Below are 11,614 nucleotides of genomic sequence, written 5' to 3'. Positions count from 1 at the left end.
CCCACTAAATTACTAGGGAATAAGTATGATGCACGGCAATCGTCCGATGGCTAGAATTCGGGCGGCGGTGCGATCCGCACAACAGGCATAAGCAGGAGTTTGGGACATGACTGGCACTATCATCGGCTTTGGCAAGACCGCGGGGCAAACCCGCCGGGCGCGCGGCGCAACCTTGGCAGCCACCACGCTGGCGCTGGCTCTTTCGTCGAGCACGGCCGTTCTTGCCGAGGACGCGAAATTCGATCCCAATGCCTCGATCACCATCGGCTCGCTCTATGAGCCGCAGAACCTCGACAACACCGCCGGCGCCGGCCAGGGCATCAACGAAGCCTTCAACGGCAATGTCTATGAAGCGCTGTTCACGCTGACCGATGCCGGCGACGTTCAGCCGGGTCTCGTGGCCGAGCAGAGCGTCAGCGACGATGGCCTCACCTACACTTTCAAGCTTCGCCCCGGCGTCACCTTCCACTCCGGCGATCCGCTGACGGCGACAGACGTCAAGTACAGCATCGAACGCGTGACGGCAGAGCAATCCAAGAGCTCGCGCAAGAAGAGCCTTGCAACCATCAGCGCCATCGAGGCGCCCGATGACCAGACGGTGGTGGTCAAGCTGTCTGCCCGCTCGATCTCGCTGCCCTACAATCTGAGCTATGTCTGGATCGTCAACGATGCGGCCAAGGACCTGAACGCCAGCGAAGATGGCACGGGCCCCTACCGCCTCGACGAATGGCGCCGCGGCTCGTCGCTGGCCCTGATCCGCAACGACAAATACTGGGGGACCGCGCCGACCAATGGCGAAGTCGTCTTCCAGTACTTCACCGACGCGACCGCGCTCAACAATGCGCTCCTGACCGGCGCCGTCGACATCATCACCAGCGTCCAGAGCCCGGACTCGATCGCCCAGTTCAAGGACAATCCTGACTTCACCGTCACCGCCGGCCAGTCGACGACCAAGGAACTGCTCGCCTTCAACGACCGCGTCGCCCCCTTCGACAACGTCAAGGTCCGCAAAGCGATCGCCCGCGCCATCGACGACAAGAAGCTGCTGACGTCGATCTGGGGCGAATACGGCACGCTGATCGGCTCCTTCGTTCCGCCGACGGACCCCTGGTACGTGGACCTCACCGCCGTCGATGCCTATGACGTCGAGAGCGCCAAGGCGCTGCTGAAGGAAGCGGGCTTTGCCGATGGCTTCACCTTCAAGCTCGACACGCCGAACTACGACCCTCATCCGATCGTCGCCCAGTTCATCCAGAGCGAACTCGCCAAGGTCAACATCAAGGTCGAGATCAACGTGATCACCGCCAACGAGTGGTACACGAAGGTCTACAAGGCGCATGACTTCCAGGCGACTTTGCAGGAGCACGTCAATCACCGCGACATCGTCTTCTACGGCAATCCGGACTTCTACTGGGGCTACAACAATCCCAAAGTCGTCGACCTGATCAAAGCGTCGGAGGCAGCGGCCAACACCGACGAGCAGACCGCCAAGCTCAAGGAAGCCAACACGATCATCGCCGAGGATGCCGCCAGCAACTGGCTCTACCTCTACCCGCAGATCGTCGTCTCGAGCTCGGCCGTCACCGGTTATCCCGTGAACGGCCTGAACTCGCAGTTCTTCGCCTTCGGCATCAAGAAGAGCGAGCAGTAAGCGGCATCGCCATCCGGCGCGCATCCGCGCCGGATGCGTAAACGACAGCCCCTGGATCCGTTCCGGGGGCTGATTGCGTTTCGCGCCGATTCGTCCGGGCACCTCTCAGGCCTTCCACAGGCACTCCCAAAGACGAGAGACGCTCTAGCCTCCCTCTTCTTTTTGGTGCAAAAGCCAGCTCTCTGATCACGGATCCCGTGAGAAGAAAGGAATGCAGCCATTCTCACCTATCTCGTCCGCCGCTTTGCCATTCTGCTTCTGTCGCTGCTGATCGCAGCGGTGGTGCTGTTCGTGCTGTTGCGCCTTTTGCCGGGCGACCCCGCCAATGCGCTTCTCTCGGTCGGCGCCGATGCCGTGCAGATCGAGAAGGCCCGTGAACAGGTCGGCTCGAACCTGCCGCTCTGGCAGCAGTTTCTGCGCTTTGCCGGCAGCCTCGCCCGCTTCGATCTCGGCACGTCCTTCGTCAGCGGCAAGCCGGTGATCGAGGAGATCGCCGCGCGGTTGACGGTCACCGTGCCGTTGGCGCTGATGGGTTTTGTGCTCGCTATCCTGTTCGCCGTTCCGCTCGGCATCCTCTCAGCCGTCAAGGCCGATCGCTGGTATGGCGGACTGATCTCGACAGTTTCGCAGCTCGGCATCGCCATCCCCGTCTTCTGGGTCGGCATTCTGCTGGTCACGCTGTTCGCCGTCACCTTCCGGCTGTTCCCTTCGGGCGGCTTTCCCCGCCGCGGCTGGCAGAATGAGGGGCAGGTGCTCTATGCGCTCGCCCTGCCCGTCATGACGATCGGCCTCGTCATGGGCGCGTCACTGCTGCGCTATGTGCGCTCGGCGACGCAGGACGTTCTCGGTAGCGATTACTTGCGAACGGCGCGCGCCCTCGGCGCCAGCTTCCCCGAAGCGCTCATTCGCCACGGCATCCGCAATGGCGCCGTGCCGATCGTTTCCATCCTCGGCATCGAGCTTGCGACGACCTTGCTCGGCGCGGTCGTCGTCGAGCGCGTCTTCGCGCTGCCGGGCCTTGGCTCGATGCTGCTGCTTGCGATCGAGCAGCGCGACTATCCGAACGTTCAGGGCGTGCTGTTCATCTCCACCCTGCTGGTGCTGCTGATCGGCTTTGCCGCCGACCTCACCCAACGGCTGATCGATCCACGCCTGCGCGAACGGGCCGTCGGAGGCAACGCATGACCTCGATCGGTACATCCGTTTCTGCGCCGAAGCGCCGGCGCTCGCTGGCGCTTACCGTCGGCCTTGCGCTCGTCGGCCTCAACGTCGCCGTTGCGGTACTGACGCTCTTCTGGACGCCCTATGATCCATTGAACGCCTCAGGCGGACGACTGGAAGCGCCGTCGCTTTTGCACTGGCTCGGCACTGACCGCTTGGGCCGCGACCTGCTTACCCAGCTGATGATCGGCGCCCGCACAGCGCTGCTGGTCGGCACGGGTGCGGTTGTGATCGGGGCTGCGATCGGCGTCAGCCTCGGCGTTCTCGCAGCCTTCGCCACGCGCCTTGCCGACGACGTGATGGCCGCGACGCTCGATATCCTGATCGCCTTTCCGACCCTGCTGCTTGCCATGCTGGTGGTGGCGGCAAGCGACAGCGCCAGTCTCTGGTCGGCGATCCTGGCACTCGGGCTTGCCATCTCGGCGATCGTCGCGCGGCTGACCCGCATCCTTGCCAAGCGGGTGCTGCGGCAGGATTACATCGTCGCCTCGCGCACATCGGGAACCTCCTGGGCCGGAGTCGTCTTCCGCCATGTGCTTCCCAACATCTGGCCGACACTCTCGGTCAACTTCGCCCTGCAGTTCGGCCTGGCCGTTATCGCCGAGGCGTCGCTCTCCTATCTCGGGCTCGGTGCGCCGCCCCCGAACGCCTCCTGGGGACGGCTACTGCAGGAAGCGCAAGGGACCGTCTATACGGCGCCGATCGGCGCGATCGCGCCGGGCATCGCCCTCGTCGCACTCGTCATCGGCATGAACCTCCTAGCCGACGGCCTGCGCGATATCGCCGATCCGACACGGGGGAGATCGCGATGACGCTTCTCGACATCAAGGGTCTCGACATCCGCGCCGGCGACAAGCCGCTGGTCTCTGACCTTTCCCTCTCAATCCGGCCCGGCGAACGCATCGGCCTGATCGGTGAGTCCGGTTCCGGCAAATCGATGACGGCAATGGCAGCGACCGGCCTGCTGCCGCCGTCGATCACTGTCGCCGGCTCGATCACGCTCGACGGGCAACAGGTGGTCGGCGCCACAGATCGGGTGATGAACCGGCTGCGCGGCGTGGCCGCAGCGGTCGTCTTCCAGGAGCCGCTGACCGCGCTCGATCCGCTGATGAAGATTGGCCGACAGATCGCCGAGCCCGTTCGCCGGCGTCTGGAACGGGACGGCGGCAAGGCAACGAAGGAGGCGGTCCAACGCGAAGTCCGCGACCTCATCGACAAGGTGGCGTTGCCGCAGCCCGACCGCATCATCAATTCCTACCCGCACGAAGTGTCCGGCGGCCAGCGCCAGCGCGTCGCCATCGCCATGGCGCTCGCCTGCCGCCCGAAGCTCCTGATTGCCGACGAGCCGACGACCGCGCTCGACGTCACGACCCAGGCGGAGATCCTGAAGCTGCTGGACCAGCTGGTGCGCGAGACCGGCATGGCGCTTCTGTTCATCAGCCACGACCTGCCCGTGGTTGCCCAGGTGGTGGAGCGCGTCCTCGTGCTGAAGAACGGTATCGCTGTCGAGGAGGGACTGGTCGGCTCGGTCTTCGGCAAGCCGCAGCACGACTATACCAAGACGCTGGTCGAGGCCGCCCGTCTCTTCGACGAAGCGCTGGGAGCAACCGGATCATGATGCTCGATCTTCAAAACGTCAGCTTCGGCTATTCCCGCCAGCAGACCACCCTCGACAACGTCTCGATATCGGTGCGACCGGGAGTGAGCGTCGGTCTCGTCGGCGAATCCGGATCGGGCAAGACGACGCTGCTGCGACTGATGCTCGGGCTCATTCGCCCGACGAGCGGTAGCATTCGCTTCGGCGAGGAGATCCTCGACACCGGCAGCAGCGCCTTCATGCAGCGCTATCGCCGTGCCGTGCAGCCGGTTTTCCAGGACCCCTATTCCTCTCTCGACCCGCGCCAGCGAGTGATCGACATTATCGGCGAGCCGCTGCGGTCGCTGCGGATCCCGGGTGACCGGACGCAGGCGGTCACCGCGGCGCTCGAAGCGGTCGGGCTTCCTGCCGATGCACTCCACCGCTACCCGCACGAGTTTTCCGGCGGCCAGCGCCAGCGCATTGCCATTGCCCGCGCCATCGTCGCGCGACCGCAGATCGTACTCGCCGACGAGGCGGTCAGCGCGCTCGACCTTTCCACCCGCATCCGCATCGTCGAGCTGTTCAAGACACTCGCCGAGAAGCTGACGCTGGTTTTCGTCTCGCACGATCTCGGCGTCGTCGCGGCCCTCTGCGAGGAGATGGTCATTCTGGAGCGCGGCAAGGTGGTCGAGAGCGGCAAGACCCGCGACATTTTGGCCGCCCCGAAGCACCCATACACACAGCGTCTTCTTGCCAGCATTCCGCGCATGCCCGCCTGACAGGGGATTGGCGCGGATATCGCATCTTCAGCCGAATCCACCTTTATCCCCAAGGGCTTGGTGATTCGCGCGCGCATTGATCCAAGACAACCGCTGAGACGCCCTGTTGAGCATAGTGCCGTCGGCCGCAGAATCCCTGCCGCCAACGCCCTGACCGGCGATGTTCAACTTCTTCTGGGGGTCCGGAAAATCATGCCTACTCGCGCCATTCTGCCATCTGCCGTCCTTTTCGCCGCGCTTGCGGCGCCGCTCGCGCTCGCGACGGCGGCAGATCTCTCCGAGCCGGGCGCGGTCGCGGCACCAGAAATGCCTCTCGCAAGCGAGCCAGGCCCGTGGATGATCCGCGGCCGCGCACTGGCTGTCCTGCCTGACGACAAGGGCACGCTCTATCTCAACGGCAGCGCGCTCGACGGCGAAAAGGTCGGCGTCAGCAATTCCGTGGTGCCGGAACTCGACATCACCTATTTCTTCACCGACAACATCGCCGCCGAACTGATCCTCGGCACGACGCCACACACGGCACGCGGCAGCGGCTCGATCGCCGGCCTCGGCGAGATCGGCAAGGCCTGGCTGCTGCCACCGACGCTCACGCTACAGTACCACTTCAACGTCACCGACGAGATCAAGCCCTATGTCGGCGCAGGCGTGAACTACACGATGTTCTACAACGAGAGGCCCCGCGGCGATTTCTCCAGCTTCAACCTGAAGAACACCTTTGGCGTGGCGCTGCAGGCGGGCGTCGACATCAAGCTCGACGACCACTGGGGCCTGAACTTCGACGTGAAGAAGCTGTTCCTGGAACCGGAGGTCAACGCCACCCTGCCCGGCGCCGGTGCTGTCAGCGGCAAGGTCAAGCTCGATCCGTGGCTGATCGGCACCGGTATCAGCTACCGGTTCTGATGGCCCCAAACGAAACGGCTTGCGGCGCCCTCTTAAAGGCGCCGCACCCTGTAGAGCCCGACCTTAGACGTGGTGGGCCGTGACGGCTCTGGCGAGTTCGCCCGACAATTGCTGGCTGCCCGCATGGGAGACGTCCCCCAGCGACAGCATACCGACCATGCGCTTGTCCTGGTCGATCACCGGCAGACGCCGCACCTGCTTGGCCTCCATCAGATGAACGGCATGTTCGATCGTCTCGTCCGTGCGGCAATAGACGATATCCCTCGTCATCACGTCCCGCGCCGTCATCGACGCCGGGTCCCGCCCGTTGGCAAAGGCGCGCAAGGCAATGTCGCGGTCCGTGACCATGCCGATCAGGCGGTCGTTTTCGCCGACCGGCAGCGCACCGATGTCCTCGTCGCGCATGATACGCGCGATTGTCTTCAGATCGGTTTCGGGAGAGATCCAGCGAGCGCCGGGATGCATGGCTTCCGATATTCTCATCTCAACCTCCTGTACGTGAAAGGGGCGGAGCATAGACTGACATCGTGGCCATTCATTGATCCAGCGATGTGCCGCGCCACTCCTTACCGCAATTCGAGGAGGAAATAGGTGGTTGGGCCGAAGGGCCCATTGTTGGAGAGCCGGAAGGCGACGTCGCCCGTGCCTTGCGCTACCGGCGCATGCACCTTGCCGTCGAGGCCCACGGGCGAAACGCTCCAGTTCTTTGCGGTTCGCGCCAACGTCAGATCGACATAGCCTTCACGCAGCCGAACCGGCAGCCGCCCAAAGTCCTCGATCACCTTCTCCTCGGTGTCGCGAAACGCCATGCCGGTGTTTTGTGCATCGGTCGCAAAGATCAGCAGTAGGTGCCGGCCCCTTGCGAGCCCTCCATCCGCATCGAGCGCCGAGAGCGCAACGAGCCCATTGCCATCGGCCCGCTCGACCCTGAGCAGGCCGAGATCGATCGGCTCTCGCAGCGTCGAGAAGGCGGCTGCCTCCGTTTTGTCGGTGACGACGCGCAATTGTCCGGCAAAGCGGTTCAACAGGATCTCGCCGGTGCTGCTCTGGTAAATGCCGGTATCGATGCTGGTACCGTTTTCATCAGAAAGCGCGCCGCTTTGGCGCAGGCTGCCGAGTATCCCTTCGCTGTCTTGCTGGCGCGGTTGCTTCACCGCCGGCACATCGCCGAGCCGGTTCAGTTCAAGACCGATCCGCCCGACCAACGCCAGGTCCGTCAGGCGTTCCGGTTCGCGGGCCTGCATGTCGTCGGAAAGATCCTCCTCGCCACGTACCGCAAACGGGACGGTGACGGCTGAGGTCGCCACGTCGCCGCGGCGGTAGAGAAGCGCCGACAGCGTCTCGCCGGCGCGCGCGACGGGATCGAGCGCGATGGCATAAGGCAGCATCGCCTTCTTGTGCGGGAACGGCTCGCCGTAGGAAAGAACGATCGGGCCATGGCCATGTCGGCAAAGCGCGTCCCAGCCTTGCAGCGCCGCATAGGCCGGCATCGCCAGCCCGGCCTCGTAGCGGTAGCGGTTCCAGAACAGATGATCGTATTCGCTGACGAGGAACGGCCGATCGAGCCAGCGCGTTGCCGCGATCATGCGGATATAATTAACACCGTCGGCGATCGAGCTGACCTGCGTCGTCTTGCTTCCCGGGGCGTAGCCGCTGACCCAGTCGTGATATGTATTCATGGTCACGGCTTCGAGGCCGCGGCGGCTGAGCGACGCCTGCACCGTCGGCCAGTTGTTGTAGTTGCTGATCAAGCCGCGGTAGCCGAGCCTGCGGAGCACCTCGCTCATGCGCGCGGTCGTGGCCTCTTCCGTCTCGGTGAAGAAGGCCTGCAGGTCGCGCAGCCGCGGAGCAGGGACGTAGCGGTCCGCCGGCAGCGCCACGGATCTCGCCTCGATCGTCTCGTCCGGGCGGAGGTCAGGCCACGCCTTGGCAAGCGCCTCGGTCGATCCGTAGCGTTTGGCGAGCCACACGTTGAACGGCTTGGCAAGCTGCGGATCATAGGGCGGCTTGCCCGGCCGATCGTGCACGACGGTGTCGAACTCCATGCCGTTCTCGTTGGCGAGAATGACGACCGCCAGCGCATCGTCGCGGATTGGCGCCACGCCCGTGTAGGGGTTCACGCGCCCGAGGATCATCTCCTGCATGCGCTTCCAGTGGTCGAACGCCCGCTCGTCGACAAACAGCTCGAGCTTGAGGTTACCGCCATCGTCCCAGCGATCGTCAAAACCGCCATAAACGCCGCGCAGCGACGAGAGGCCGTCCATCATCCAGTAGATGCCGTTCTTCTTCAGCGCCGCCAGCAGGTAGTGGACACGGTCGAGCGTCTCGGGGTCGAAATCGAAGTCGCGGTCCCGGCCGAACATCAGGCTGCCATCAACGAAATGCAGCCGGGCGAGATTGTAGCCGCGCATCGCCAGCTGTCGGGCGTAGCGGTCAGCCGTTTCGTGATCTGGAAACCCGCCGGAGGCTGGGCTCCAGGCAAGCGATGCGCAGAGCATGCGCTCCGGCTTGTCCGGCGACTTCGCGAAGGCAAGCCGCCCGCCGGCACCGGCGACCAGGCGGTGATCCGCATCGATCGTGCCGTTCGGCAGGAAAGACGAAAAATCGAGAGGGCTGCCAGCCTCGAACTCGAGGGAAATTTCCCGCACGGCAAGCCACTGGTCCGATGCCTGCGCCGGCGAGCAGACAGCAGCAAGCGCTGCCGCGGCTACCAGCAATGGCCGCCGCATCATGCCGGGGCCCCGAGCAGCTTGCTTTCGATCGGCGCGTCAGGCTTTCGGCGCGCCCGGAAGAAGCCGACCGGCAGCGCCGCTGCATGGAAGAACCAGGCGACGACGGTATAAAGCCCCATGCTGAAACCGCCTTTGCGCAGGCTCATCAGCCCGACCACGCCGGCAAGGATCGCAAGAACGATGCCGAGCGCAAGGAGTTTATCGGGCACGAACAGCAGGATCGCAAGCGACGACGCCCACCAGAGATAGACCAGCGCCCAAAGCTTGAGCTCCGGCAGCTCTCTGACGAGCTGGAGGAAATAGGGCTGGCCGAGCGAGGCGCGCAGCAGTTCTCCGATGCCGAACAGATACTTGCTCTTCCAGCGGCGCACGAGCAGGCGATAGGAATTGTCAGTGTGGCCGAAATGCTGGACGAAGCGTCGGTCGAGGCGATGCAGCTTAAAGCCGGCACTTCTGAGCCGGATGCCGAGGTCGAACTCCTCATAGCCGTGCAGATTACGGTCCGACAGGTAACCGACCGCCTCGATCGCCGCCCGGCGATAGAGGCCGCCCCCATTCATGCGGTCGATCGCGCCGATCCGGTTTTCTGGTGAATTGCGTGTGACCCGGCGGGAGAATTCGAGGTTTGAGGTCAGCATCTCCTGGACATGGCCGGTGACACCAGCCACTTCGGGGTCTTCGGCGAGGAACGCTTCCGCCACTTCGAGGAAATCGTCGTCCAGCAACATGTCGCCGTCGAGCAGGCAGATATGCGCGTGGCGCGAGTATTGGAAGCCGAGTTGCGGGCCGATGCCGCAGCTCGGAAGTGCCGGCGGGCTGATCTGTGCGATCACGACCGGATAGCGCGAGGCGATCTCCACCGTCCTGTCCCTGGAGCCGCTATCGGCGACGATGACCTCGCCGCCAACGGTTTCGAGCGCCTTCAGCGCGCTTTCAATGGTCGCGGCGATGCGCTTTTCTTCGTTCAGCGTCTTGATGATGACGGATACTGCCACGCGATCCCCCAGTCTCGACGGAGCGCAGGCCTGCTCCGGTTGCCGCCGATCTTATCGGCGATATTTTGCGTTTTGGTTTACCGCCCCAGCAGTCGCAGCAGCGGCAAGCGAAAGCGATGAAGGAACCAGCCGCCAAAGACGCCGCAGGCGCCGCCAAGAAGCTTGACCATCACATCCGTCACGCGTGCGTGGCGATCGGCCGAGACCATCTGCAGCAGCTCGAAGCCGATGGCCGTCGCAAAGACCAGAACCAGCACGAGCCCCAGCCGCCTCGGATAGGCGATCGCGAACAGCAGGCCCAGCAGGCCGAAGGCACCGAACCGTTCGAGATGGACCAGGTGCCCGATGCGGGGCCGCAGGTCGAGCGGCGACATCGTCGAATAGGCGATCACGGCAAAGAGGATCCATGCGAAGAGGCTGGCGGCGCGTTTGATAGTCATTGTCGGCTTGTCTTCCAGGAGGCGTGCGAGGCACGGCAATCATCGAACGATCGGCGACGGCGCCTGCGCGTTCATCGCGTTGCGGGGGCGCGGCCGCATTTTTGAGGTGAGCGGTGCGTGGTGAACGCACGGGGCAAGCTCCGGCCGGCGACACGGCGGACGCGAACGTCCGGCTACTTCGCCAGCAACGCGCTATACACCGCCGCGGTCCTTTGTGCCACATTTGTCCAGCTATAGGCGGCTTCCGCGTGCGCCGCACGCTCGCGCACCTCCTCGTCGCTGAGCGGGGCTGCGAGTTTTTCCACGATACCGGACGCCAACGCGTCGATGTCGCCCAACGGGAAATATTCGTCGGGCGCCAGTTCCATCTCCTGATTGGCGACGATATCGCTTGCAAGGACCGGCAGCCCGTAGGCCATCGCCTCAAGCAGCGCAATGGGCATGCCTTCGTGGCTGGACGGCAGAACGAAAAGGGCGGCATTGTCGAAGAGTTCCGCCAGCCTGTCGCCTGTCTGAAAGCCGGTGAGCACGACGCCCGGCACGTCGCGCGCAAGCGCCCTCACCTCCTTGACGTAGGGCGTTTCGAATTCAGCGCCGCCGGCAAGAACGAGCTTCATATCGGCCAAGTCGCACTTGGCAAAAGCGCGGATGAGATCAAGCTGTCGCTTTTCCGGAACCAGCCGGGCAGCGAGCAGGATATAGCGCCGCCGTTCCAGGCCGAACTCCGCGAGAATGCCGGCCTCGCCGGTCGGCGGAGTGACCTGGACGCCGTTCGGGACCAGCGTCATGGAGACATGGTGCCGGGCATGCATCGTCTCGGCGATGTCCTTCGAGATCGCCACGCGTCCGTTCGAGAACCGCATGCCGAGGCGCTCTCCGAGCTTCAGCGTGCGCCTGGCGAAACCGCCCCATTTCTGCCGGTCATAGTCGTAGCCATGGTGGGTCACCACGACCTTGAGCCCAAGCATGCGCGCAAGCGGCGTCATCAGCGCGGGGCCGATGGCATGAATGTGCAGGACATCCGGGCGCCGCCAGGCGGCGAGCCAGACACCGAGGAAGGTATGTACAATGGCTTCCAACGCCATCCGGCGCGGTGCCCAGAGAGGGACGACGTCGACGCCGTTCCAGGCGTAGGCGTTACGATCCTCCAGATAGCGACGACGTCCGACCACCTCGACGTCCCAGCCGTATCCGAGCAGCTTGCTCGCCAGCATTTCGACGTGTTTCTCGACGCCGCCCTGAACGTTGGGGATGCCGCGCAAGCCCAGCATCATCACGCGCTTGCGCTCGCCGCGCGCGGCCAGCGCGCCGCTCTGA

11 protein-coding genes are annotated in these 11,614 nt (G+C 64.3%); 6 read left to right on the top strand and 5 right to left on the bottom strand.

Features of this window, described 5'->3' with window-relative positions:
- Positions 1-106: 106 nt before the first annotated feature.
- The 6 genes from AC3WVQ_RS22360 (at position 107) to AC3WVQ_RS22335 (ending at position 6,130) form a co-directional block, all read left to right on the top strand.
- A complete protein-coding gene (locus tag AC3WVQ_RS22360; RefSeq protein ID WP_090295978.1) occupies positions 107-1,651 on the top strand; it encodes an ABC transporter substrate-binding protein in 1,545 nt (514 codons plus the stop codon).
- A gap of 219 nt (positions 1,652-1,870) precedes the next feature.
- On the top strand, positions 1,871-2,836 hold the full coding sequence (locus tag AC3WVQ_RS22355) for an ABC transporter permease (protein ID WP_457578662.1): 966 nt from the start codon (positions 1,871-1,873) through the stop codon (positions 2,834-2,836).
- On the top strand, positions 2,833-3,684 hold the full coding sequence (locus AC3WVQ_RS22350) for an ABC transporter permease (protein WP_060521747.1): 852 nt from the start codon (positions 2,833-2,835) through the stop codon (positions 3,682-3,684). The genes AC3WVQ_RS22355 and AC3WVQ_RS22350 overlap by 4 nt, the downstream gene beginning before the upstream one ends.
- Complete coding sequence (locus AC3WVQ_RS22345; protein ID WP_192445316.1) at positions 3,681-4,490, top strand: ATP-binding cassette domain-containing protein; 810 nt, start codon at positions 3,681-3,683, stop codon at positions 4,488-4,490. The genes AC3WVQ_RS22350 and AC3WVQ_RS22345 overlap by 4 nt, the downstream gene beginning before the upstream one ends.
- Positions 4,484-5,230: an ABC transporter ATP-binding protein gene (locus tag AC3WVQ_RS22340; protein WP_112983443.1), complete on the top strand. Its 747-nt coding sequence runs from the start codon at positions 4,484-4,486 to the stop codon at positions 5,228-5,230. The genes AC3WVQ_RS22345 and AC3WVQ_RS22340 overlap by 7 nt, the downstream gene beginning before the upstream one ends.
- A 192-nt stretch (positions 5,231-5,422) precedes the next feature.
- Positions 5,423-6,130: an OmpW/AlkL family protein gene (locus tag AC3WVQ_RS22335; protein ID WP_192445314.1), complete on the top strand. Its 708-nt coding sequence runs from the start codon at positions 5,423-5,425 to the stop codon at positions 6,128-6,130.
- Positions 6,131-6,193: 63 nt separating this feature from the next.
- On the opposite strand, the gene AC3WVQ_RS22330 is transcribed toward AC3WVQ_RS22335, so the two are convergent.
- From AC3WVQ_RS22330 to AC3WVQ_RS22310, 5 genes are all read right to left on the bottom strand, one after another.
- A complete protein-coding gene (locus tag AC3WVQ_RS22330) occupies positions 6,194-6,613 on the bottom strand; it encodes a CBS domain-containing protein (protein WP_034799235.1) in 420 nt (139 codons plus the stop codon).
- 83 nt (positions 6,614-6,696) lie between these two features.
- A complete protein-coding gene (locus tag AC3WVQ_RS22325; protein WP_192445403.1) occupies positions 6,697-8,859 on the bottom strand; it encodes a glycoside hydrolase in 2,163 nt (720 codons plus the stop codon).
- Positions 8,859-9,857, bottom strand: coding sequence for a glycosyltransferase (locus AC3WVQ_RS22320; protein ID WP_112772091.1), 999 nt, complete (start codon positions 9,855-9,857; stop codon positions 8,859-8,861). Before AC3WVQ_RS22320 ends, AC3WVQ_RS22325 begins: the two co-directional genes overlap by 1 nt.
- Before the next feature lie 77 nt (positions 9,858-9,934).
- On the bottom strand, positions 9,935-10,297 hold the full coding sequence (locus tag AC3WVQ_RS22315; protein ID WP_034799228.1) for a VanZ family protein: 363 nt from the start codon (positions 10,295-10,297) through the stop codon (positions 9,935-9,937).
- A gap of 173 nt (positions 10,298-10,470) precedes the next feature.
- Positions 10,471-11,571 carry a glycosyltransferase family 4 protein gene (locus AC3WVQ_RS22310; protein WP_244497290.1) on the bottom strand — a complete coding sequence of 367 codons (1,101 nt, stop codon included), beginning with the start codon at positions 11,569-11,571 and terminating at the stop codon, positions 10,471-10,473.
- Positions 11,572-11,614: the final 43 nt, after the last annotated feature.

This window comes from Ensifer sp. EB106-05-01-XG146, assembly GCF_058791875.1.
The sequence above is the reverse complement of the archived record's forward strand: the minus strand, read 5'-3'. Positions and strand labels throughout refer to the sequence as shown.